The sequence below is a fragment of the Sphingomonas sp. PP-CC-1A-547 genome, assembly GCF_003610375.1.
Taxonomy (GTDB): domain Bacteria; phylum Pseudomonadota; class Alphaproteobacteria; order Sphingomonadales; family Sphingomonadaceae; genus Sphingomonas.
Window position 1 is genome coordinate 524,903 of record NZ_RAPZ01000012.1, and the last position, 23,108, is coordinate 548,010.

General features: G+C 62.6%; 24 protein-coding genes and 2 tRNA genes. 19 read left to right on the forward strand and 7 right to left on the reverse strand.

Translation table 11 applies throughout. The features are described from left to right. Positions 1 to 3 precede the first annotated feature (3 nt). The gene (locus C8J39_RS13450; protein WP_120300891.1) at positions 4 to 1,170 is read right to left on the reverse strand and encodes an alpha-hydroxy-acid oxidizing protein; all 1,167 of its coding nucleotides are present in this window, start codon (positions 1,168 to 1,170) and stop codon (positions 4 to 6) included. A 26-nt stretch (positions 1,171 to 1,196) separates the two neighbouring features. After that, positions 1,197 to 1,994 carry a class II aldolase/adducin family protein gene (locus C8J39_RS13455; protein WP_120300972.1) on the reverse strand — a complete coding sequence of 266 codons (798 nt, stop codon included), beginning with the start codon at positions 1,992 to 1,994 and terminating at the stop codon, positions 1,197 to 1,199. A 95-nt stretch (positions 1,995 to 2,089) separates the two neighbouring features. Here C8J39_RS13455 and C8J39_RS13460 point away from each other — a divergent pair, with 95 nt between their 5' ends. From C8J39_RS13460 to C8J39_RS18530, 3 genes are all read left to right on the forward strand, one after another. After that, positions 2,090 to 2,755: a Crp/Fnr family transcriptional regulator gene (locus C8J39_RS13460; RefSeq protein WP_120300892.1), complete on the forward strand. Its 666-nt coding sequence runs from the start codon at positions 2,090 to 2,092 to the stop codon at positions 2,753 to 2,755. Positions 2,756 to 2,796: 41 nt separating this feature from the next. Further along, on the forward strand, positions 2,797 to 3,588 hold the full coding sequence (locus C8J39_RS13465) for a DUF72 domain-containing protein (protein ID WP_120300893.1): 792 nt from the start codon (positions 2,797 to 2,799) through the stop codon (positions 3,586 to 3,588). Positions 3,589 to 4,251: 663 nt separating this feature from the next. Then, complete coding sequence (locus tag C8J39_RS18530; protein ID WP_132833433.1) at positions 4,252 to 4,482, forward strand: hypothetical protein; 231 nt, start codon at positions 4,252 to 4,254, stop codon at positions 4,480 to 4,482. Positions 4,483 to 4,554: 72 nt separating this feature from the next. On the opposite strand, the gene C8J39_RS13470 is transcribed toward C8J39_RS18530, so the two are convergent. Next, entirely contained in the window at positions 4,555 to 5,970 is a 1,416-nt protein-coding gene (locus C8J39_RS13470) for a sigma-54 dependent transcriptional regulator (RefSeq protein ID WP_120300894.1), read from the reverse strand. Between the two features lie 140 nt (positions 5,971 to 6,110). Between C8J39_RS13470 and C8J39_RS13475 the strand changes: the two genes are divergently transcribed. The 7 genes from C8J39_RS13475 to C8J39_RS13510 all read left to right on the forward strand — a co-directional run bounded on the left by C8J39_RS13475 (position 6,111) and on the right by C8J39_RS13510 (position 10,861). Next, on the forward strand, positions 6,111 to 6,233 hold the full coding sequence (locus C8J39_RS13475) for an aa3-type cytochrome c oxidase subunit IV (RefSeq protein ID WP_082441508.1): 123 nt from the start codon (positions 6,111 to 6,113) through the stop codon (positions 6,231 to 6,233). 4 nt (positions 6,234 to 6,237) lie between these two features. Further along, positions 6,238 to 7,359 (forward strand): NAD(P) transhydrogenase subunit alpha, encoded by a 1,122-nt coding sequence (locus C8J39_RS13480; protein ID WP_120300895.1) that lies wholly within the window; start codon positions 6,238 to 6,240, stop codon positions 7,357 to 7,359. 255 nt (positions 7,360 to 7,614) lie between these two features. Continuing rightward, positions 7,615 to 7,830: a type II toxin-antitoxin system HicB family antitoxin gene (locus C8J39_RS13490; RefSeq protein WP_120300897.1), complete on the forward strand. Its 216-nt coding sequence runs from the start codon at positions 7,615 to 7,617 to the stop codon at positions 7,828 to 7,830. Positions 7,831 to 7,849: 19 nt separating this feature from the next. Beyond that, the gene (locus C8J39_RS13495) at positions 7,850 to 8,167 is read left to right on the forward strand and encodes an NAD(P) transhydrogenase subunit alpha (protein ID WP_056064542.1); all 318 of its coding nucleotides are present in this window, start codon (positions 7,850 to 7,852) and stop codon (positions 8,165 to 8,167) included. 27 nt (positions 8,168 to 8,194) lie between these two features. Then, positions 8,195 to 9,691, forward strand: a complete 1,497-nt coding sequence (locus C8J39_RS13500) for an NAD(P)(+) transhydrogenase (Re/Si-specific) subunit beta (protein ID WP_120300898.1) — start codon at positions 8,195 to 8,197, stop codon at positions 9,689 to 9,691. A gap of 101 nt (positions 9,692 to 9,792) precedes the next feature. Next, positions 9,793 to 10,734 carry a hypothetical protein gene (locus C8J39_RS13505; protein ID WP_120300899.1) on the forward strand — a complete coding sequence of 314 codons (942 nt, stop codon included), beginning with the start codon at positions 9,793 to 9,795 and terminating at the stop codon, positions 10,732 to 10,734. A 51-nt stretch (positions 10,735 to 10,785) separates the two neighbouring features. After that, positions 10,786 to 10,861, forward strand: a tRNA-Val gene (locus C8J39_RS13510). Between the two features lie 157 nt (positions 10,862 to 11,018). On the opposite strand, the gene C8J39_RS13515 is transcribed toward C8J39_RS13510, so the two are convergent. Continuing rightward, entirely contained in the window at positions 11,019 to 12,278 is a 1,260-nt protein-coding gene (locus C8J39_RS13515; protein ID WP_120300900.1) for a tyrosine-type recombinase/integrase, read from the reverse strand. Between the two features lie 378 nt (positions 12,279 to 12,656). Between C8J39_RS13515 and C8J39_RS13520 the strand changes: the two genes are divergently transcribed. Next, the gene (locus C8J39_RS13520; RefSeq protein WP_165895194.1) at positions 12,657 to 13,169 is read left to right on the forward strand and encodes a helix-turn-helix transcriptional regulator; all 513 of its coding nucleotides are present in this window, start codon (positions 12,657 to 12,659) and stop codon (positions 13,167 to 13,169) included. A 390-nt stretch (positions 13,170 to 13,559) separates the two neighbouring features. Here C8J39_RS13520 and C8J39_RS18810 read toward each other — a convergent pair whose 3' ends face one another. Next, positions 13,560 to 13,736, reverse strand: coding sequence for a hypothetical protein (locus C8J39_RS18810; protein ID WP_156348896.1), 177 nt, complete (start codon positions 13,734 to 13,736; stop codon positions 13,560 to 13,562). Positions 13,737 to 13,883: 147 nt separating this feature from the next. Between C8J39_RS18810 and C8J39_RS18815 the strand changes: the two genes are divergently transcribed. Beyond that, positions 13,884 to 14,036, forward strand: coding sequence for a hypothetical protein (locus tag C8J39_RS18815; RefSeq protein WP_165895193.1), 153 nt, complete (start codon positions 13,884 to 13,886; stop codon positions 14,034 to 14,036). Positions 14,037 to 14,289: 253 nt separating this feature from the next. Here C8J39_RS18815 and C8J39_RS13530 read toward each other — a convergent pair whose 3' ends face one another. Further along, positions 14,290 to 14,787, reverse strand: coding sequence for a PAAR domain-containing protein (locus tag C8J39_RS13530; RefSeq protein WP_120300902.1), 498 nt, complete (start codon positions 14,785 to 14,787; stop codon positions 14,290 to 14,292). Between the two features lie 592 nt (positions 14,788 to 15,379). Here C8J39_RS13530 and C8J39_RS13535 point away from each other — a divergent pair. From C8J39_RS13535 to C8J39_RS13560, 6 genes are all read left to right on the forward strand, one after another. Beyond that, positions 15,380 to 15,456, forward strand: a tRNA-Pro gene (locus tag C8J39_RS13535). Between the two features lie 1,105 nt (positions 15,457 to 16,561). Then, a complete protein-coding gene (locus tag C8J39_RS18535; protein ID WP_183037997.1) occupies positions 16,562 to 17,098 on the forward strand; it encodes a hypothetical protein in 537 nt (178 codons plus the stop codon). A gap of 668 nt (positions 17,099 to 17,766) precedes the next feature. Then, the gene (locus C8J39_RS13545) at positions 17,767 to 18,135 is read left to right on the forward strand and encodes a nuclear transport factor 2 family protein (protein ID WP_120300904.1); all 369 of its coding nucleotides are present in this window, start codon (positions 17,767 to 17,769) and stop codon (positions 18,133 to 18,135) included. A gap of 261 nt (positions 18,136 to 18,396) precedes the next feature. Further along, the gene (locus tag C8J39_RS13550) at positions 18,397 to 18,648 is read left to right on the forward strand and encodes a PadR family transcriptional regulator (protein WP_259457555.1); all 252 of its coding nucleotides are present in this window, start codon (positions 18,397 to 18,399) and stop codon (positions 18,646 to 18,648) included. Continuing rightward, positions 18,645 to 19,280 carry a hypothetical protein gene (locus C8J39_RS13555; RefSeq protein WP_120300906.1) on the forward strand — a complete coding sequence of 212 codons (636 nt, stop codon included), beginning with the start codon at positions 18,645 to 18,647 and terminating at the stop codon, positions 19,278 to 19,280. The genes C8J39_RS13550 and C8J39_RS13555 overlap by 4 nt, the downstream gene beginning before the upstream one ends. 117 nt (positions 19,281 to 19,397) lie before the next feature. Next, complete coding sequence (locus tag C8J39_RS13560) at positions 19,398 to 20,891, forward strand: serine hydrolase (RefSeq protein WP_120300907.1); 1,494 nt, start codon at positions 19,398 to 19,400, stop codon at positions 20,889 to 20,891. Between the two features lie 82 nt (positions 20,892 to 20,973). Here C8J39_RS13560 and C8J39_RS13565 read toward each other — a convergent pair whose 3' ends face one another. Continuing rightward, positions 20,974 to 21,570: a winged helix-turn-helix domain-containing protein gene (locus tag C8J39_RS13565; RefSeq protein ID WP_120300908.1), complete on the reverse strand. Its 597-nt coding sequence runs from the start codon at positions 21,568 to 21,570 to the stop codon at positions 20,974 to 20,976. A gap of 104 nt (positions 21,571 to 21,674) precedes the next feature. On the opposite strand from C8J39_RS13565, the gene C8J39_RS13570 reads away from it, so the two are divergent. After that, positions 21,675 to 22,919 carry a S41 family peptidase gene (locus C8J39_RS13570; protein ID WP_165895191.1) on the forward strand — a complete coding sequence of 415 codons (1,245 nt, stop codon included), beginning with the start codon at positions 21,675 to 21,677 and terminating at the stop codon, positions 22,917 to 22,919. Positions 22,920 to 23,108: the final 189 nt, after the last annotated feature.

Genomic DNA, 23,108 nt, shown 5'->3' on the forward strand with positions numbered 1-23,108 from the left:
GTTTCAGTACCCCGTCCGCGTCGCGCCGGCGTCCCGGACGGCGGCAAGCGTCGGGTAGCCGTTCACCGCCATCAGTAGGTCGGCTTCGGCGAGGATGCACTTCAGCACATGCGCCGCACCGTTCGCGCCGTCGAGCGTCAAGCCGTACGTGTAAGGCCGACCGATCCCGACCGCGGTAGCGCCGAGTGCGAGTGCCTTGACCACGTCGCTCCCTGACCGAACGCCGGAGTCGAACAGCACCGGCACGGCCCCGCTCGCCGCGACCACCGCGGGCAGCATGTCGATCGCGGCGATCCCGCCATTCGCCTGGCGACCGCCGTGGTTCGAGCAATAGATCGCGTCCGCCCCCAGATCGATCGCGCGCCGCGCGTCGTCGGGATGGCAGATCCCCTTCAGGACGATCGGCAGCTTGGTCATCGACCGCAGCCACGGCATGTCGTCCCACGTCAGCACCTTGCCGAACGTCCCGGCCCATTGCCGCACCGCCGCGGGCAAATCCTCGCGCGGGGGCTTGGCAAGCATCGCGCGGAAGACCGGGTCGCTGAAGTAATTCTCCAGCACATGGCCGCGCAGTTGCGGAAAGTTCGCGACGTTCAGGTCGCGCGGGCGCCAGCCGGTCACCCATGTGTCGAGCGTGACGACGATCGCCTTGTATCCGGCCGCCTCGGCACGGTGGACGAGGCTTTCGGCGAGCGGCTTGTCCTTGGGCGTGTAGAGCTGGAAGAAGCCGGGCGTGTCGCCCATCGCCGCGGCGACGTCCTCGAGCGGATCGTTCGACAGCGTCGACTGGATCAGCGGAACGCCGGTCAGCGCGGCCGCCCGCGCGGCGGCGAGATCGCCGTGGCCATCCTGCGTGCAGCGGCCGTTGATCCCGACCGGGCTCATGAAGATCGGGCTGGGCAGCGTCATCCCGAACAGGTCGATCGACAGGTCGCGGCGCGTGGCATCGACCATCATCCGCGGCGTCATGCCCCATTGCCGGAACGCGTCGGCATTCTGGCGTTGTGTGAACTCGTCGCTGCACCCACCTTGCAGATAGCCGAGTACCGACGGTGGCAAGGCCGCTGCCGCCCGAGCCTCGAGCGATGCGAAATCGACCGGGACCTTCGGGACGACCCCGGCGAGCCCGGCGAAATAGATTTCGTTCTGGTAATCGCCGTAATGCGGCATGCGTTGCCCTCCGAAGCTGGTCGCGATCAGTCCCGATAGCCCGGATTGACCCGGTCGAGCTTGCGCAGCAACGCCGGCCAGGCGAGCCCGTCGGCGAGCATACGGATGCCTGCACCGCTCGATTGCCCCTCGACCTTTTCCGCGACGCCCTGGTTCGGGTTGTTCAGATTCTCGCGACCGGCGCTGAGCATCAGGACCTGTGCCTCGCAGGCGCGTTCGAGGAAATACATCCGCAGGAACGCCTGCGGAACCGACTCGCCCACCGTCAGCGTGCCATGGTTGCGCAGGATCATCGCATTCTTGGTGCCGAGATCCTGCACCAGCCGCTCGCGCTCCTCCAGTTCGGTCGCGATGCCCTCGAAGTCGTGATAGGCGACGTCGTGCCCGGCGATCATCGCCGTCTGCGTATGCGGGAGCAGCCCTTCGGCCATCGCCGACACCGCCTGGCCGTGCGGCGTGTGGAGATGCAGCACCGCCACCGCATCGTGGCGCGCGGCGTGGACCGCCGAGTGGATCACGAAGCCCGCGCGGTTGACCGGGGCGGGGGTGTCCATGACCTTGTTGCCGTCCACGTCGATCTTGACCAGCGACGATGCGGTGATCTCCTCGAACATGTGCGTGTACGGGTTGATCAGGAAATGATGCTCGGGGCCGGGGACGCGCGCGGACAGATGCGTGAAGATCAGATCGTCCCAGCCGTACAGCGCGACCAGTCGGTACGCGGCGGCGAGATCGACGCGCAGCGCCCATTCCTCGGCCGATACCTGGTCCTTGATCGTCGTTGCCGCCGCCGTCGGTTCCATCGCCTTCAGTGCCGTTGCCATCATCCGCCTCCTTATGTTTGGCCCCTTGTACGACCGGCCTTCGACAAACTTTGTCTCGATGATGACAATCTCGAAATTTCGCGTAGCCTTTAGCGATGCACGATCCGGATCACGCGATATTGGCGGCCGATAGCTGGTTCGGCGCGATACCAGCGGGCCGTCGCGAGCGCCTGTTGCAGGAGGCACGAGTCGAGGTGTTGGAGAACGGCGCGCGGATCTACGGCTCGGGCGATCCGCCGAACGGGTTGTGGGCGGTTCTGGACGGGCAGGTCCGGTTGAAGGGCTTGTCCGCGAATGGTGCCGAACTGCTCGCGCTGATCGTGCGGCCGGGAACGTGGTTCGGGGAATTGTCGACGCTGGACGGGCATCCCAGGCCACACGACGCGACGGCGTTCGGCGTCGCGCGACTGCTGCATGTACCAGTGGCGGCGTTCGCACGGGCGGCGGCGGCGGACCCGGAGCTCTACCGCGATCTCGGCCTGCTCGTGTGCGCGCACCAACGCACCGCCTTGCGGTTCATCGCGCAGAGCGTGGGGCAGTCGATCCGGGTGCGACTGGCGCAGGCGCTGATGCGCGCGTCGCAGGCGGGGGATGGTCGCATCACGATCCGGCAGGAGGAACTAGCCGGCGTGGTCGGCATCGCGCGCCAGACGCTCAACCGGCATCTGAAGCGGTTCGAGCGCGATGGCCTGGTCGCGGTCGCCTATGCGCAGGTCCGTATTCTCGACCTGCCGGGGCTGCGTGGCGTCATCACCGAATAGGGCATCGCCAAGCGCTTCTCCCGCGCGCTACACTCGCGCCCATGACGATCAGAATCGGTATTGGCGGCTGGACCTACGAGCCGTGGCGCGGGACCTTCTATCCGGAGAAATGGCCGCAGAAGCGCGAGCTCGATTATGCCGCCGAGCACGTCACCGCGATCGAAATCAACGGCACCTATTATGGCAGCCAGAAGCCCGCGACGTTCGCATCCTGGGCGAAGGCGGTGACCGACGGGTTCGTCTTTTCGCTCAAGGCATCGCGCTACTGCACCAACCGGAAGGTGCTGGCCGAGGCGGGGGAGTCGATCGCCAAGTTCACCGGGCAGGGGATCGTCGAGCTCGGCGACCGGCTCGGGCCGATCCTGTGGCAGTTCATGGCCACCAAGAAATTCGACGCCGACGATTTCGCCGCGTTCCTGAAGCTGTTGCCGGCCAAGCAGGACGGACTCGCGCTGCGCCATGCGATCCAGGTCCGTCACGAGAGTTTCGCGGTTCCCGAGTTCATTGCAATGTGCCGAGATGCAGGCATCGCGATCGTCTTCGCTCAGTCGGCGGAATACCCAGCGATCGCGGACGTCACCGGCGACTTCGTCTATGCGCGACTGGAGGACGCCGAGGAGCGCTTCGTCGCAGGCTACGCCCCGACCGCGCTGGACGAATGGGCGGACAAGGCGAAGACCTGGGCGGCGGGCGGACAACCTGACGGTCTACCCTATGTCGAGGACGCCGTGCCGACGAAGACGCCGCGGGAAACGTTCATATTCTTCATCAACGGCGCGAAGGTTCGCGCACCCCATGCGGCAATGGCGCTGATCGAACGGGTGCGGGGGTAAGTAACGCGGTCGTTCGGACGCCGCTTCGTAGTGCCGATCAGCGTCGTTCGACTTCGCTTGCGCCAAAGCTGCCGCTTGTTCAGGTTGCGACGATGAAGATGGCGCGCCCGTGGTGCTTCGCGACTGTGAGCTTGGCCGGGTGTGGGGCGGAGCCGCTCTGTTCCTCCGATGTGACACACGTCGCGCGTGATATCGGGAGCGATCGTTATGCAGTCACGGCGACGCGGGATTGTGGTGCCACGACGGACTATGCGACCATCGTGCGGATCGGTCGCGCAAGCGAGCTACAATCGGCTGCATCGGAGGTTTTTGTCGCAGACAGCAACCACGGGGCGGCGGCGGAGCGTCCAGGAGGCGCGATTTGGGTGAAGGTCGTCTGGACGGCACCCGGCCAATTGTCCGTCGCCTACGATTCAAGAGCTCGTGTATTCAAGCGCGTGCTCGACGCGAAGGGGGCTTCGATCCGCTACAAGACAGGCGTTCCTTACTCACGGCCTTGAATACCGTGCTTGTCAGCTTTTGTAGCTGCTCCGAAATCAAGCCGACCGTTTTAGCCCAATTGCAGACACTCCGCGCTGCTTACGATCTGCCTACAACCGGTCGTTCATTCAATTTAACGTATCAGCCGGTAGCGTGCCGGTGGAGAGGTTGAAGGGTAGTTCTGTGTCGGCAAAACCTGAATATGAAGAGATGGAATATGTGCCTGCTTGGGCAGTAGCCAAAATACTGACGCTGGCCGTTTTCATCATTGTGACCCTTGAATGGTGGGTCGAACGTTCACCACGAATGCTCGCCATCGATCTACTTCTAATCGGGCTGTGGCTAGCAATCCGCCGTTTGAAGCCGGCCGATTACGATCCCGCGTGGCCGCGCAAATTAAAGAATGACCTGTAGAGCTGTAGCTCAAACCTCAACTGCGCTAGGCAAAGCGGTCTGTCCGCTAACCTTCCCAACCCAGCCGCTTAATCACGCCGCGTTGTCGATCCCGAGTTCGCCGAGCTTGCGGTACAGCGTCGAGCGGCCGATGCCGAGGCGGCGGGCGACTTCGGTCATGCGGCCGCGGTAGTGGCCGATCGCGAGGCGGATGACGTCGGCTTCGATCTCCTCGAGCGCGCGGAGGTTGCCGTCGGGGCGGAACAGCGTGACGCCGCCGCCGCCGATCGCTGCCGGCGCGGATGGCCGCTCGCGTGTGCCTAGCGCGGCGATCTCGGGGAAATCCTCTTCGGTCAGCGCGGTATCCTCGCACAGCACGGCGGCGCGGAAGAGCGCGTTCTGCAACTGGCGGACGTTGCCGGGCCAGTCGTACTGGACCAGCAGAGCGAGCGCGGAATCGGTGATGCCGAGCGGTCGCAACCCCGGCTGCTCGGCGATCCGCGCGAGCAGGTGGCGGGCGAGCGCGGGGATGTCGCCGGTGCGTTCGCGTAAAGGGGGGATCGTCACCTGGACGGCGTTGAGACGGTAGTACAGGTCCTCGCGGAAACGCCCCGCCTCGACCTCATCCAGCAGTTTGGTATTGGTCGCGGCGATCACGCGGACGTCGACTTCGCGCGGGTGGCGGGCACCGATCGCGAGGACTTCGCCGGTTTGCAGGACGTGCAACAGCTTAGCCTGTGCCTCGAGCGGCATCTCGCCGACCTCGTCGAGGAACAGCGTGCCGCCGTCGGCGTCGTGGAACCGGCCGATCTTGCGCTCGAACGCGCCGGTGAACGCGCCCTTCTCGTGACCGAACACTTCCGATTCGATCAGGTTCGCGGGGATCGCGCCGCAATTGACGCTGATCATCGGCTTCTTCGCGCGCGGGGAGGCGGCATGGATCGCCTCGGCGATGACGTCCTTGCCGACGCCGATCTCACCTTCGAGCAGAATCGCGACGCGGGCGCGGGCGGCTTTCGCGGCGATCGCGAGGGCGGCGCGGAAATCGGGGGAGGAGCCGACGATCTCGTCGAAGGCGAGCAGGGCGGGGATCTTCTCGGTCAGCGGGCGGAGCTCACCCGACGATTTGCCGACCACCGCCGAGTCCAGCGCGGCGAGCAGGCGATCGGGGGCAAGCGGCTTGACCAGGAAATCGGTGGCGCCGGCACGCATCGCGCTGACCGCGTACGCGACCGATCCGTTCGCCGTGATGACCAGGATCGGCAGCGCCGGACGCCGCTCGCGCAGGGTCGCGATCAGGGTGGTCGCATCCTCGTCGGGCGCCCAGTGATCGATCACGATCGCGTCGAGCTGCATGCCGTCCTGCGTGCCGAGCGTGGCGATCGCGGTCTCGTCGTCCGCCGCGAAGACCGCGCGCCAGCCGCCTCGCGCCGCGAGGGCGGCCACCAGCCGCCGCTGCGTGGGCTCGTCGTCGATCAGCAATAATAGGCGCTGGCCATTGCGCGTCATGGCGAATCCTGTCCCGTTCCGGCACGTGCAATAGCTAGCGCAAGTAAAGAGCGACTTAAATGTCCTGCTTGGCGATCCTGGATACGCGCGATAAGGTCTCGGCCATAGAGGATGGCACTGACAGGATTGGGGCACGAACCATGGCCGGCAACGGGGACATGAAGGCGCACGTCGCGACCTATTCGAGCGTGACGGGAATGATGAAATGGGGCGCAGTCGGATGTGCGCTGGTCGTCGCGCTCGTGATCTGGCTGATCTCGTAACGCCATGAAGATCGCCGTCCTGAAAGAGCAAGCGGACGGCGAGCGGCGGGTATCCGCGACGCCGGAAACAGTGAAAAAGTTTATTGCGCTGGGGGCTGTGCTCGCCGTCGAGGCGGGGGCGGGGGATACCGCTTCGATCGCCGATGCCGCGTACTCGGATGCGGGCGCGTCGGTAGGCGACCGTGCGGCGACGCTGGCGGGGGCGGATATCGTGCTCGGCGTGCAGGGGCCTGATCCCGCTTCGCTGGACGGCGTGACGCCTGGGGCGTGGATCGTCGCCAGCCTCAATCCCTTTGCAGAGCGTGCGCGAGTCGAGGCTTATGCCGCGGCGGGCTACGAAGCGCTGGCCATGGAGTTCATGCCGCGCATCACGCGCGCGCAGTCGATGGACATCCTGTCGTCGCAGTCCAACCTGTCGGGCTACAAGGCGGTGCTCGACGCGGCGGCCGAATATGGCCGCGCGTTTCCGATGATGATGACCGCTGCAGGCACGATCTCGGCGGCCAAGGCATTCGTGATGGGCGTCGGCGTGGCCGGGCTCCAGGCGATCGCGACCGCGCGGCGTCTTGGGGCTCAGGTGTCGGCGACCGACGTGCGCGCGGCGACTCGCGAGCAGATCCAGTCGCTCGGCGCGAAACCGATCTTCGTCGAGAATGTTGCGGGAATCGAAGGCGAGGGGACGGGCGGGTATGCCGGCGAGATGTCGCCCGAATACCAGGCGGCGCAGGCCGAGCTCGTCTCGGGGCATATCGCCAAGCAGGATATCGTCATCACGACGGCGCTGATCCCGGGGCGTGCCGCACCGCGGCTGATCTCGGCGGCGCAGGTTGCGAGCATGAAGCCTGGCTCTGTGATCGTCGATCTTGCGGTTGAGCAGGGCGGCAACGTCGAGGGCTCGGTCGCGGGCGAGGTGGTCGTCGTGAACGGCGTGAAGATCGTCGGTTACCGCAACGTGCCGTCGCGGTTGGCGGCGGACGCCAGCGCGCTGTTCTCGCGCAACCTGTTCAATTTCCTCAACGCCTTCTGGGACAAGGATGCCGGGCGACCCGTGCTCGATGCCGAGATCGGCGATGCGATCCGGCTGACGCAGGGTGGCAAGATCGTGAACCCAAGGCTGCTGGCATGATCCGGGGAGCGTGACCCGTGGCGATCGGCTTCTTGAATCGATGCGGGCCAACCCGCGGGACTGGCGGATCCAGGATGTCGCCGCCGCGTGTTCGGAGGTGGGGATATCTTGCAGCCCGCCTCGCAACGGCTCACACTACAAGGTGAAGCATACAAGCCAGGTCGAAATCCTAACGATCCCCGCGCACCGGCCGATCAAGCCGGTTTATATTCGCGATCTCGTCAGGTTCATCGATGCGGTGCGGAGAACGGAACGATGAACCCGCAAGATTATGAAGTCGTGATCCGGCCGCTGTCGCCTTCAGATGGCGGGGGATATTTTGCGGTTGTCCCGGCACTCCCTGGGTGCAAGTCCGACGGCGATACGCCGCAGGACGCTCTGGCCAATGCCTATGATGCGATCGCCTGCTGGATCGAAGCTGCCGAAGACATGGGACGCAATATCCCCGCCGCTGCGCGCGCGGCAGCCTGAGAGAATCGGAGACCGAACAATGGACTTTATCGCGATCCTGTCGATCTTCGTGCTGGCGTGTTTCGTCGGGTATTTCGTTGTCTGGGCGGTGACGCCCGCGCTGCACACGCCGTTGATGGCGGTGACCAATGCGATCTCTTCGGTGATCATCGTCGGCGCGCTGATTGCTGCAGCTGCGGCAGGCATCGGCGCCGGATCGGGCGTGGCAAAGGCGCTCGGGTTGCTGGCGGTGGTGCTGGCGAGCATCAACATCTTCGGCGGTTTCGCGGTCACCGCGCGGATGCTGGCGATGTACAAGAAAAAGGAACGGCCGGTCGCGCCTGCTGCGAGCAAGTGAGCGATGCGGACGTGAAGGGGACGCGCGATGCATGAACTGACGGTCAGCCCCTGGGCATCGCTCGCCTATCTGGTGGCGGGGGTGTGCTTTATCCTTGCGTTGCGCGGGCTGTCGAGCCCCGCATCGAGCCAGCGCGGCAACCGGTTCGGCATCATCGGCATGACGATTGCGGTGGTGACGACGCTGGTGACACATGTGCCATTCGTTCAGCACCTTCTCGTTTCCGACACCGGATCTACGATAGCCGTGCGCGCTATCGACTGGACCACGGTCGTCGAAATCCTTGCGGCGATCGGCGTCGGCGCGGCGATCGGCCTCGTCACCGCCCGCCGGATTGCGATGACCGCGATGCCGCAACTCGTTGCCGCATTCCATAGCCTCGTCGGTCTCGCCGCGGTGCTGGTCGGCGTCGCGGCCTATCTCAACCCGCAGGCGTTCGGGATCTCCGACCTCGTCATCCCGCTGATCGGCCAGCCCTTCGCCGTCATCCACCCGGTCAGCCGGATCGAACTCGGGCTCGGCGTCGCGATCGGTGCGATCACCTTCTCCGGCTCGGTCATCGCGTTCCTGAAACTCAACGGCAACATGGGCGGCAAGCCGATCATGCTGCCTGGCCGGCACGTCATCAACATCGCGCTGCTCGCCGGCATCCTCGGGTTGATCGCGTATTTCGTCACGAACCAAGAGCCGTGGATCTTCTGGACGATCGTGATCCTGAGCTTCGTCATTGGCTTCCTGCTGATCGTCCCGATTGGCGGCGCGGACATGCCGGTGGTAGTCAGCATGCTGAACAGTTACTCGGGTTGGGCGGCCGCGGCGATGGGCTTCACGCTCCACAACAGCGCGATGATCATCACCGGCGCGCTGGTCGGCAGTTCGGGCGCGATCCTCAGCTACATCATGTGCCGCGCGATGAACCGCAGCTTCATCAGCGTGATCGCGGGCGGTTTCGGCGCGGTCGCGGACACCAGTGGCGGCGCGGTCGCGAGCGATCGCCCGTGGAAGCGCGGTTCCGCAGAGGACGCCGCATTCCTGATGAGTCAGGCCGAACAGGTCATCATCGTCCCCGGCTACGGCATGGCGGTCGCGCAGGCACAGCACGTCCTGCGCGAGATGGGCGACAAGCTGAAGGCCGAGGGGGTGCGCGTGAAATACGCGATCCACCCCGTCGCGGGGCGCATGCCGGGGCACATGAACGTGCTGCTGGCGGAGGCGAACGTGCCGTATGACGACGTGTTCGAGCTGGAGGACATCAACAGCGAGTTCGCGCAGACCGACGTCGCGTTCGTGATCGGCGCGAACGACGTTACCAACCCCGCCGCGAAGACCGACAAGACGTCGCCGATTTACGGCATGCCCGTGCTTGATGTCGAGAAAGCCAAGACGGTGCTGTTCATCAAACGGTCGATGGGCGGCGTCGGCTATGCAGGCGTCGATAACGAACTGTTCTACCGCGACAATACGATGATGTTGCTGGCCGACGCGAAGAAGATGGTGGAAGATATCGTCAAGGCGCTCGACTGAGCTCTTCGCGTGGGGTTCCCAACTGGAACGGAACTCGATCCAGTTCGGGTGTAACTCCTCACCTGACGCAGGTTAGTCTCCGCAATACAGCGGAGACATTGATGACCCGACCGGACGGCCTGCCCGACGCGGCGAATTACGACACGGGGATCGACGCGGTCCTCATCGTCGCGCCCGGCGCGCCGGACCGGCTGACCGTTGCACTCGCCGCGCTGAACGGTCGGATCGTTGCCCGACTCGATTGGCCGGCAGGCTTCGGCGATCATGCGACGCCGCAGGTCATCGTCGTCGAGGCGGCCGGCGTCGACCCCGCGATACTGGCCGAACGCCTGCCCGGAATCGTCGATCAGGCGGCCTCTATGCAGGCGGGACTGGTGGTCGCCCTAGGCGTCGACGAGATCGACGTTGTCGCCGCTGCGACGCTGGGTGGCAGCACGCGGTTGCTGGTCGATCCCAGCGTCGGCGATTGCGTCGCGGCGATCGTGGTCGCTGCCGAGGCGGCGCGTATCCCGGCAGGTGTGTTCGATTTCCACCGCGAGACCGACGGCACGCGGCTCGAGCGGCTGAACACCGAGGTCGCGCGGATCGCCGAGGCGCTCGCCAAACTGACGCGGGCGGAGATCGAGGGCGACGCACCCGCCGCGCCGATCGTCGGCGACCGTACCAATCGCTACGGCGCACCGCCCGCCCTGGCCGAGCCGAGCGCGGCGGATGTCCGTCGGGCGATCCGCGCGCGCCGATTGCGCGACCAGTTCTTCGGCGCGACATTGTTCGAGGATCCCGGCTGGGACATGCTGCTCGATCTCTACGCCGCCGAGCTGGAACGGGGCCGCGTCTCAGTGTCGAGCCTGTGCATCGCCGCTGCGGTCGCGCCGACCACTGCGCTGCGTTGGATCGCGCGGATGACCGACACCGGACTGTTCGAACGCCGTCCCGACCTGCTCGACCGACGCCGCGCCTTCATGGTGCTTTCCGATCGCGCGAGCGAGGCGATGCGCGGGTATATCGTGGCTACAAGAGGCGCCGACCTCCGCATTCCGTGATTTTAGCTTGCCCCGGCCGTCCGGCTTTGGCATCGGACGTCCACCCGAGAGGGGCGATTAGCTCAGTTGGTAGAGCGTCTCGTTTACACCGAGAATGTCGGCGGTTCGAGCCCGTCATCGCCCACCAAAATTCCCGCTAAAATCAATACTTTGCTGACTATAGTGGGTCTGCTCCGATCTGGGAAATCTCCCGATGGACAGCAAATGGTCAGCAAACGGACCGTCGATTGGAATGAGTCGCATGGATTGCGACCTCGATTTCGCGTCGCCGCCTTCGAAAATGATTACGATGGCTGCTGGTCGATGACGTCCACCGCGATGACTGCTACCGGCGCGTTCCCAATCTTGACGACACGATGTCCCGCGGACCAATTTTTCGCCTTCTGGTTTACCTCTATCAGTAGCGATTGAAGCGCGGTGACCGCTTCAGCGAGATAGCGTGGATCGTACTTAGCGTAGACGGCGGTCATACGTTCCAAATCGGCCGGTCGATGACCGAGCAGGACCGAAATCTGTTCCGCCGGAACACCTCTGCGCCGCAGTTCTGTGGCCACGGTGTGGCGGATCGTTTTCGGAATGTACTGGTCTGGCAGCCCCAACGCCCGTCGCATGGTCCGCCAAGCCCTGCCTCTTGATTTTGGCGGCGGGCTATTCTTACGTTCGGCCAGACTCTGTTTGCGCCAGGCGTCAAGCATCGCTGCAAGTGCGGGTGCGGCGGCGACGACGGGATTGTGCTTCTTTGTTCGAGGTGCACCCTCTGGATGAGTGTCCACAAGTCCTTCTTTCCACTGCACGAGCGGATCGAAAGCCAGTGCCGCGTCCGGACGGCAAGCGGTTCCCATCATGAGCCAGAACCACCGGCCAAAGCCCTTGTCGTCGGTGTCCGACGACACCTGCGAAGCGTACCCTGCAATGGCGCCCAACTCATCGAGCGACATCCTTACGTCTCTCGGAGGCGAGCGATGTTCCTTCGCTACGCTGGGCACTTTTGGCGCGGACGGTACCCGCTCCATCTCCACGGCGTGGTTCAAGGCGGCTCGAACGTCGTCGATGTTTCGCTGAGCGCTCTCGCCCTTAACGCCCTTCGATACGAGGGGCATCTCTCGCCCTAGCCAGTCGACGGTGAAGGAGTGGGGCTTCATCCGCCAATTTATGAAGCGCCTGAAGACGGTGCGCGTGAGTTCCGAGAACCGTACCCGCGCGCGGACCGGGTCCTGTAGAAGGAAGCCGATAAACGCCCGGAGGCTTCCAGCGATTGTGTCCGGATCTCGCGTGTGCCGACCGTGTTCCTTCCAGTACAGGAACAGATGGGGGAGGACCTCGGCGTCCTCGCTGCTCTGAAGCCCCATGGCGCGTTTGGTCTCGACGAATGCGTGAATCGCTACCTTGGCGACCTCTAGGTCGCGAGACCGAGTGCTTTTATATACGATCGATCGTCCGTCGCCGGACTTTGCGACGATCTGCCAGATGCCGGCGGCTTTCCCATCGCGGCGTTGGTCGAGCCAGTGGTCCCCGACGATATACGGGCTAGTATCTCTTGCCAATTCGTGAGCTCCTCATTTTCTGCACGGGTCACGAGATCCAGAGCGCCCAGGTGCGCGAGCAACTGAAGTTCGGGCAGCGTCAGGTGAGCCCCGGTGCCGTTCTTCAGTGCGCGCCGATACTTGTGCGCTATCGTTGAGGCGGTTGCTTGGCCGGACGCCGGGCCGGCTGACGCTTGCAGCGCGCTGACCTCCTTGCTTCTCCACTCTTTCATCGATCCTGTTTCCATGCCCGACCCTTCCCGACCACGCCTCGACGGGTGCATCCTTCTAGCAACAAGGGTCGGCTTCCTCGGACCTTGTGTAAGAAAGTCCTGTCTGATATGTCGTTTTTTTTGGGCTTGAGCCATCTGCCCGAACTATTTTCGGCAGGGTGCTATGATGTTGAGAGCGGAGAAGCGCGTACGTTCCGCGGTATCCGGCGGCACGGCAGTAGTTGATTCAGGCATCACCTTTGCCGACCGCGTAGCCAAAGGAAGATCGCGCCTCGGTCTGACGAAGCGCGAGCTAGCGTTGAGAGCGGGCTTGGCGCCCCGTACCGTGACGAGAATCGAGGCGGGTGCTCCCGTATCGTCGGAAAGCAAGCTGGCACTGCAGCATGCGCTGGGGCTTCTGCCGCCGACCGCCGAAGGCGGTGACGACGCAGATCGCGACATGAGCGACGTCGCAATTGGTCGACGACTGCGCGATCTGCGTCGCGCCCGCGGGCCGCTACGTTTAGCCCTTCTGGCATGGATGCTCGGGAATGTCACCGAAGCAACGCTCTCGCGTATTGAACGCGGCCTCTGTCGTCCCCGAGTAGGATGGTCCGACTTTATCACCGACGATTATGCGTTAGCTCTGGGATTCGCCTGCGCGAAGGATCTTGGCGATGAAATCGGCGTCGAAACCTGATCGGCTGTGCAGAGAAAGTAACCCTTCGACAGACGGATCTGCCCGCTGATAATATGGCTGTATTTACGAGGGTAACGGGCGGCTTTGACATGCCTAGGCCGCGGACCCAGGCATCAGGCGTCCTAGGTTCGGTTCCGGCTAAATGCGCAATGACACCCTAAGTGCTGCAATATAGACCATCGATGCCGATCCGCCGATCAGGTGAGACGGAGGTATTGAGAATGGCGCGGAATACTGGATCTGCCATGTCATAATCTGCAGGTGCGGCGGTGCCGGTGGAGATCATCACGCTGCCGTCCGGAGCGTTGGTATAAGTGATCCACTGCCGGATCGGGATGCCGTTCGATATCCAGTCGAGGCGGAGTTCGGGAACTGAACCGGGGATATAGGCTAGGCGTCGTTGAACCTCGACCGGAGCGTGTCGCGCATCTGTTCGGCCTGTCGGTCGGCGAAGGCCTCCAGACGTTTCGTACGATCGGCGGGCAGGTCGCTGGGCGTGATCTCGTGCGTTACGACGAAGCTGGGGGCGATGCCAAGCGTACCGGGATCGGCCAATAGTACGAGCATCGATTTGTCCTGCCATCCTTCTGGGCACTCGATGGTCATGCCCTGCACGCGGGTAACTGGCACGCACCCACAGGCGGCCAATTGCCCGTTTCGTAGAGTGCGAGAATTTCATCACGGCCGGGTGGCGGGAAAGGATAGCCCCGCGCCTTGAGCTTCTCGATCACGCGCAGCCGCGCCTTGTCCTCGTCCGAGCCGCAGAATGCGGCTGGTGATGGTGCGCTGGGCGGCGGTAATGCCGAACTCGTCATGCGGCCAGACATCCGCGCCGTGGTCGATCAGGATTTCGATCACTGGCCATAGATCAGTCTGCGCGGCATTGGTCATCGGAGTAGATTGATCTTCTGGCGCACGTTCGTTGAGGTCGATGCCTTTGGCGGCGAGTTCACGAACTTTTCGGCTCTGGAGTCATGACGGCACCGATCATCGAGATGTCGGGCATTAAACCCAGCTTGCGCAAATCCTCCGTCGTAGCGTTACGGTAACCCTCGGGCGGCTTGCGTGTTTCCGGCGTCTCATAAGCTGCACTCGCGGCTTGGGCATTGATTCAAAAGCGCTAGAACGTGGCCGCCTCGCCACGAAGGGCGGTGCATACCGCCGACTGGTGCGGCCCACCGATGATCACGTTGCGTGAGCCGGTCAGGATCACCGCACCGAAGTCCATTGTCTCCGAGACGCGGGCAGCAGGCTTTCCGTTGATAAGAACCGTGGACGATCCGGTCGCGACCCGACGCGGGCTACCGGTATCCTTGTAGCAGTCGCCACTTGCCAGCTCGACCATCGCAGCAGGCAGGGCGTTGATAACCACGTTGTTCGAGCCTGCCGTTAGTATGCCCGTCGCAGGCCCCATCAGCTGCTTGCCGATTGCCTCTCTTGCGAAAGCGGCGGTGCCGCCTGTGGCTAACGCTGCTCGGACCGCGATCGCGCTCAGACCACCGGTCGCAATTACGCCTGCCGCGAGCAACGCGTCTACTGCGATCCCGACGGCAAGGCCTTCCAGCTTCGCATCGTGGCCGAACGTGTCGGTGACGCGTGCGGCAGGATGATCGCTCATGCGGTTGCCCCTTCCCGATTGGCCCGCGAGCGGTTGGCCTTCATGCCGGACTCAGTTTCCCGAACCACCTCGACCACGTCATAGCCGGCACGCTCGGTCCAGGCGTGGGCATATAGGGCGGCGCGTTGTCCCAATTGAACCTTCTTGGAATAGGGCATCGAAGACCCATGATCTGCGTGTGATCAATGTTGTCCAAAACAGATACCTGTTCAACCGCGACACTCGCTGACGCCGAGATGCACTATTCAGGCGTCCGGCAGCGGTTAGCGTTGCTCGATCTGCCAAGCGACGAGGCGTCGCTGCTGCGGTAGTGGATCCTGACGGACAACCTGATCCATATCGACCGGCGACGCCGGCCGGAAAACCGGATCAGTTTCGCACTCCTACTCTGCGCATTGCCTTACGTTTCGATCCGGCGCCTTCACGGGGCTGGACCGGCTCGGTATCTTTCAGGCCATCGGCGAGAAGCGGTGGCGGCGGAAGTGATGTACGGTATCTTCGACGCCGACGGGGGATCGTCATCGCGGCATTCTGGCTTTGCGATGACAGAACGCTTGCGTATTTGGCCATGTTTCCCTAACCGCAGCGCTGTCGGGGAGTGGCGCAGGCTGGTAGCGCACCTGGTTTGGGACCAGGGGGTCGCAGGTTCGAATCCTGTCTCCCCGACCATTTGATTGTGCAACAGCAGCATACCTGCGGTCCGTTTGCGAAAGCTGCGGCTGGAAACTGTGCCCTCCGATTTCCTAAAAGGCGTATCTGAGCTTCCTCATCAACGAGGAGAGACTGCGTGGGAAATGTAGTTTTTATCGCTGGGCCTCTAGATCGCGGGGTCCTCGCCAGCGGTTGCCGGACCGAGATCCGCACATCGTTCGACGAGGTCGCGGCATGACCTCAGGGAGCCGACCCGGCGGCGAACATCGTCGCCTCCCCGGTCACATCCAGAAACCGCCGACACCACGCCGAGATCTCGGTTCGGCAGCCAACGGCGATTCGTCCTACACCTCCGACCGTCGCAGGACCGATCCGACAGGCATCGTCGAGGCCTTGCAACTCGCGTCCATGATGGAAGGCCAGGGTCGCGCCCTCCCTGCGCATGACCAGGGCGCCATTCGCACTCGGCTGAGCGTCGGTGAGCCTTCGTTTCCCAAACCGGAGCACGCTGTCGCTGTTTCTGACGGCCATCCTCTCCAACCAGCAACTACATCGTTGATGTTGACGTCCGGCTGGCGTGACGGACAGATAACGTTCTCTATTCTACAGTATCCGAACTCATCGGTATGAGAGGCCGGATTGAATGCGAGCGGACCTGACGTTTCGCGCGAACCCGCGCCTTTGTCCGCGCACGCAGATGAATGACCAAAACGTGTTCGTGGATATGCATGTGCTGAATGGGAAGCCTCTGATTAGGGTTCCGGGACTAAACACCTAACGAAGCAATCAGCGGGTCACGATGCAAAAATCACGAGATCTGCATCAGGCGCGAAGCCGCGGAAATCGTGGCATCGGTTGATGCAGAAATCTGATGCGTCGTCGGCCGTGAATGTCCGGGTTGGGCAGGAAAGCGGAATGGCCGCTTTGGAGGCCACACCCCAAGAAACCGACCACTCAACGGGTATCCCAGATGCATCAATATTCTGCTTCACAGGGGCCCTCGGCTTCCCGCTGTTTATGCGCTGATGCGAAATCCGTGAATTGTGCATCACGCCAACCCAAGCGCCATTTGTAGAAACAGTCATCACCAATACTGTATGAGACGTAAAAACACGGAGGGTTTATGGGCTTCTCGATATCATGGGTGGCGCTTCGACTACCGAAGGATCGCGCGCTCGAGATAATGGGTTTCAAAGACACCGGCATGACGGACGAGGCCAACGAAGCGCCATTTTCTGCCGCCTCACTACCAACTGGGTGGACAATCATTTGGTCTAATGATTTCGAATATGCGGTCAGTCCTAGTACCATTGGTCGCTCCTCTAATACCGAAATCGTTGGATGCCAGGTTGAAGAGCATGTGATGTTCAGTTCGTGTTTTTCGGCACAAAACGGCATCGTCAGATGGAATGTCAGTCATGATGCACAGGAAGGAACATACGATGTTTCCTCAACCGGTCCGATCCCGCACCAATTACGACAAATAGAGATTTCCAAGGTAGATTCGCAAAACGCAAGCGGTGGCGTAGATAGCGACGTTGATCACTTAATTGACGTTCCGATCGATCTAGCAGCGTCTTTTACAGGATATCGCTATGACGAATTCAACTATGATTGGGGTAGCCCAGAGTTCTCCATAATTGAGCAAGATCATAGTTGATCGCGCGGTTTGGCAGACACTCATAGTTACCGAAAAACGTTGTGGCCTGATGCAAAATTTTTGATTTCTGCATCAAGGAATGTCCGGGGTGGGAAGGATAAGCGACGGTCCGCTTTCGGGCGAGAACCAGCACATAACTGCCGTTCACGGAATGCCGTGCATCCGATCCTTCTCAGTCCCAAGCCTTGTCTGAATAGTGACAAAACCGGCTCGCCGAACGGCACGCGTAGCCTCGCGAACGCATCGAACAGGCGTATCGGGAGTCGTAAGAACTTCAGCCCCTCTACCGACCTCATAGCCATTCTGCGTCAACGCGTCGGTAAGCTGGCGAGGGTTCAAGCCCGTGTCAGTAAGCGAGTAGGTGCAACTACGCCGATCTGCGGAAACCCAAACTCGATAGCTTTGGGAGAAATCCGCTTCGTTGGGAGCGATCAGGGCGGCGGTAGCGAGAAGGATGGCGAGCAGCATCAGCGGCGATGGTTGCACCAACCGTTGATGTCCGCAATCAGGAACGGCTCAGGCTCTTCGCAATGTCTCGAAGTGGGCGTTCCGGTACGATCCGGCTTTATCGCGAGGGATCGCGTTTCAAGAATGCTGCCGTCTCGGCACTTCGTCATCAGAGCATGTCGGCCTATGACGAAGGCGAGAGCAAATCGGAGTAAGGACGCGTGAACAGGATTGCCGAGATCGAAGGACGTGAGGAAGCATTGCGATCGGCGATGGTCACGCGCGACGTGGTGGCATTGTCGTCGTTGATCGATGATGGACTGGTTTTCACCGGCCCCGATGGGACGGTCGTAGGCAAGGATCAGGATTTGTCGGCGCATGAAGCTGACATTCTGAAATTGACCAAGCTAGATCTGTTTGACGGGCGATTGCACCCCATGGGCGAGAACGTGCTGGCAACGACGAAGGCCGATCTTACAGGCACGTTCGCTGGTATGCCGATCGACGGGACATATTCTTACACTCGGCTATGGTCCCAAGCGTCCGGGCAATGGCGCGTGATCGCCGGCCATGCGGCGCGATTAGGCTGAACCTTCCTGATTGGGACCGACCATTCAGACGGCCGGGGCATTCCCATTAGGATCGAGAACTGGGGAACCGCATCGGTTCTCAAAACTGACGTCATTTGAGAATATCGATGCCGTTGCTTAGTCGCGATCGCCTCATCGATTGTCGCTCTCGTGCGCTTCGGCCAAGTAGATACCCGTTGACGGCTAAGTCTACATATGTGACATTTGACTATGGTTCGTGCCCGACGCCCTTCGCAACAGATGCGCATCCTGTTGGAAGCGATGTCGGCGCGCAGTCAGGAGTGGCGTCACGGCTATGACCTAATGAAGCAGACAGGGCTCCAGTCCGGGACGCTTTATCCGTTGCTTATGCGGATGACTGAGCAAGCCCTGGTCGAGGCGCAATGGTGCGAACCTACACGTCCGGGACGGCCAGCTCGCCACGCTTACCGGTTGACGGCTGCTGGCGTCGCCTTGGCGAATGCCTCGATCACTGCGAACAGCGGACCGGGCTTGCGGGCGGCGCTGGCATGAGGGCAGCGTTCTCCCGCGCCATCCTGACGCTCGCCATGCTCTGCATGAGAAGCAAAGACCATGGCTGGGGCATCGCTATGCGATCCGAACTGGAGGAAGCAATTGCCGAAGGAGGCGGCTTGCGGTTTGCCTTCGGTTGCCTCGTGGCCTCCTGGGGGCGAATGCCGGCGCACGACGAGGGCCGGTTCAGCCTTACGATCCATGCGCTTGCAGTGGGGCTGATCGTGCCGATAGGCTCGTTTCAGGTTGTCGGCCTGTGGCACGGCTTTCCCGCCATGCTAAGGATCGGCGACTTCGCGGTGCCTGACAGCCTTCAGGGCTACCTCATGACCAGCGCCTATCAAGGGCTGACGCCATTGATAGCGGTGGTTTCGCTGCTGCTCGGCGGGGCACATCTGCGACTGGCGTGGACGCTGCTCGACCGTGACTGGGCGCGTGTCGAAGAAGCTGGTGCGCTGAGCCTGGCTGCGGCGGTCACCATCATCATCCTGATCGGCTTGCTTGATTGTAATGTCGGTCAAGCGCTGCGCCAGGGCGCGGTCCTGCTCCTTGAGCTGGCTATCGTTGCGGCTCTGGCGCGCTGGCACGCCGAACTACCGCAACCTCCACAGGCCGATCAGGCGGCCACGTGAAGAGGTCTGGTCTCCAGGCGGCCTTGTCCCCGCACGGGCGGGCCTAAGTCGCAGTGAAGCGATCCGCGCCGGCCCATCGCCAGGGCGGAATGCAGAGCCATCGAGAGGAAATACGCAATGCAGCGGCTAGGAAAATGCTACTTGTTCGGTGCGGCGGCTGCGATGGTGCTCACCGCTCCGGCTAGTGGACAGACCGGTCGTTGCCCCGTCCCCCCGTTGGCGGCGGGTGGCCCCAACAACATCCACACGGGCTACGTCGAAGGTCATTTGCAACCGCCGGTTATAAAGTCCGGCGCACGGCCGTTCAGCCTCGCCGACCGGATGCGCCAGTACGATGTGCCCGGAATCAGCGTCGCCGTAATCCACGACGGCAAGATCGTTTGGGCGCGAGGCTGGGGCGTTCGCGATCTGACGAGCTGCAAGCCCGTAACCCCGAATACCGCCTTCCAGGCTGCGTCGATCAGCAAGGTCGTGACCGCGGTGACGGCGCTCCGCTTGGTTGAGCAGGGTAGGATCAAGCTCGACCAAAACATCAACGAAGTGCTTCGTTCCTGGAAGGTGCCAAAGGACGCGAAGCTGGCGCCAAACGGCATCACACTACGCGAACTGTTGAGCCATACGGCCGGCCTCGGGGTTCATGGCTTCGGCGGCTACCAGCCCGGCGCACCGCTTCCCACGACCGTTCAGATACTGGACGGCGTGTCGCCCGCGAACACACCGCCCGTGCGCAGCATATTACCCGTGGGCGGCCAGTTCGAATATTCAGGCGGCGGCTATGTCGTAACGCAGGTCGCTCTATCCGATGTGAGCGGCACGGCCTTCGCCGATCTCAGCCGACGCGAGGTTCTAGCGCCTCTCGGCATGACGCGGAGCGCCTTCACCATGCCACCGTCGCCGACGATCCTGGCTAATGCGGCGTTCGGCTCTGCGCAAGGCAAGCCGATGCCCAGCAACTATCAGGTCTACCCCGAACTCGCGCCGGCCGGCCTATGGACGACAGCTACCGATCTCGCCCGCCTGTTGATTGACCTTCAAGCCTCGGCGGCAGGCAAAGGAGGGCACCGCCTATCGCCGGCTATGACCCGCCTGATGATGACGCCGGTCAAGGACAATTGGGGACTTGGGGTCGCCGTATATCCCGAAGGAGCGCCGCGCTTCATGCACGACGGCGTGAATGCGGGATACGAATCCTTCATGGTCTCCTACATTGGCAAGGGCGACGGGATCGTCGCGCTGACTAACGGGGGCGATGGCCGGCGGCTGATGGGCGAGGTCATCCGCGCCATAGCGACCGATTACGGCTGGTCAGATGTCGCCGCACCCACGACCGAGGAAAAGACGCTGTCGCTCGCCGAACTGTCGAAGGCGGCCGGCCACTTCGAGGGGGGCGACCTCAAGGTGGACCTAGAGGCACGATCCGAGGGGTTGTTCGCCAAGCTTGTCGGCGGGAGTATGGCCGAACGCCTGATCGCCCTGTCCCCAACGCGCTTCCGATCAGAGGGACTTGGCGTTACGGTCGAGTTCGCGCCTGACTTCTCGAGCTGCACGATGATCGAAGGCGCGCCGCCCATGAAGATGATACGATCGGCGCGCCCGCGCTCCGCCTCATAGCGCAATCGTTCAAGTCCATCGATGCCGAAGCGCGGACCGATCAGATGGAGCTACTGATAGCTGCTCATCGTCGATCGAAATCTTACGCCGTTCGCGGTGCGCGCCTTTTGGATCGCGCCTCGGTTGGCGCAAGCACGAAGGCGAGACTTATCAATTGCTCCCGCCCATCAGCCTTTGGTTGGCTGGTCAGTTCACCCAGGCGGGCGAGAAGGGCGTTGACCTCCTCAACATCTGTGGCTGCCAGCCATCCCTTGTTACGAGAAGCCCAAAGCGTTCGTGCCGGACCGGCAACCACGGTATCACTCTGCTCAAGAGCAGCCTGAAAGTCCCGATCGGCAATCTGCAATAATCCATGGGCGAAAGCGCGCAGCTCCACAGCGTTGCCGTTCGGACCAAGGTCATAGGAAAGTCGCAGCGGGCCGTGACCACCGCCCGCCAGCCGGAATCGACGCTCTACACCGTCGCTCGGCAGCTCCTCGACCAGTCCGCCCGCCATGAGCGCCCGCAGATGATAATAGAGACCATCGGCTGGTCGCCCGAGCTGATCCGCCAAGCTCGCGACACCGGCCTCGCCACCAAGCGCGGCAAGCGTATCAACAAGCTCTTGTCGCACACCGGAGCTGAGGAGCCGCACCTGCGCCGGATCGCGGATTACGCGCGGGTCATCACCTTTATACATTGGCCTAGACTCCTGTTGAAATATGCCACATATATTTCAACACATCGATCCAGGGAAGAGGCTCTGGCGGCGGTTTTTGAATTGGAACGATGGTGGCATCGCATATGGAAACGCTCCTCTCGGCCGCCTTGATGGCTCTTGCCTCTTCCGGCACAGCCCCGGCGCAGACGATCGCTCCGGGTGCATTAAAAGCCGACCTCCGCTTTGCACTCGATACGATCGAACATCAGCACCCCGACCTTGCCCATTCGGTCACGAAGGCGGCGCTTGAGCGCGAGGCCGACAGGGTGCGAGCGCAGCTGAATCATCCGATGGATCAGGCGGAAGCCTGGACGAAACTGGCTCAGCTCAATCCCGTCCTCGCTGACGGTCATCTGTTCATCGGCCTCCCCGACTGGCGGGGCAAGGGCGCGGAAGCGGTTCGGCAAGGTACGGGCTTCTTCCCATTTGAGGTGGCGATTGATGCCAAGGATCATCCGGTCATCGTCTCGATGCTCGGGGGAGGATCAACGCCGCTCGCGGGTCACCGCATCCTGCGGATCGACGGGCATGATGCGCGCGATGTCGCCCGTTCGCTGCTCGTACGGACCCATGGCGACACGCCCGCCTTTCGCAGAGCCCTGCTAGCACAACGCTGGTGGCTCTTTCATGCCAAGCTATATGGAACACCCGTAGACTACGATCTGGTGCTTAGCGGCTCACGCAAGCGGCTCACGGTCGGGGCCGAACACACGCTGCCAGCGATCCTCCAGCGGGATGCCAGCTTCGATCGCCTGTTCGCGTGCCGCATAGCTACGGATAAATCGGCGCGCCTTACGGTCGCATCGTTCGTGTGGGAGGACAAGGCGCGCTACCTTGAGTTCACCCACGATTGCTTCGCGCGGATCAAGGCCGCCTCGGTTGATCGCCTAGTGATCGACGTCAGCGCCAACGGCGGGGGCAACGACGACATGTGGAAGGACGGCATCCTGCGGTATGTAGCGACGCGACCATACAAGCAGGGTTCTACCTATCTAAAGCGTGAGGGGAGCGGGGCGGTGATCGCAGGCGCGATCGAAACCGCAACCCTGCCAGTGGCGGACGAACCGCTTCGCTTCACGGGGAAGCTGACGGTGGAAATCGGTCCGCTCACCTATTCGTCCGCTGTGCTCTTCGCCAACGTGGTGCGAGATTACCGCTTTGGGGTACTGGCGGGGGTCGGTGGCGCCGCACGCACTCAGCAATCAGGCGGCGTGCGAAGCGTCACGCTTCCGAACACGGGCCTAATCCTTTCCTATCCCCGCTTCGTACTCGATCCTCCCGCTGGCAGCGCCGCTCCGAAGCTCCTGCAGCCGATGACGGTAAACTGACAGTGAGGCGATGCCATTTACCGTAAACGAACAGCAGGCGAGAAGGGATCGGCGTTCTCGAAATCCATCCCTCGCGAGAATGCCGGCTCGGGCAAGAACGCCCACACCCGGACGCTCGGGTTAGTAATTCGGAGTCCCGGTAGTAGTCATTCGTTCAGTGGGATTATGGGGAACTTTCCAGACATGAGT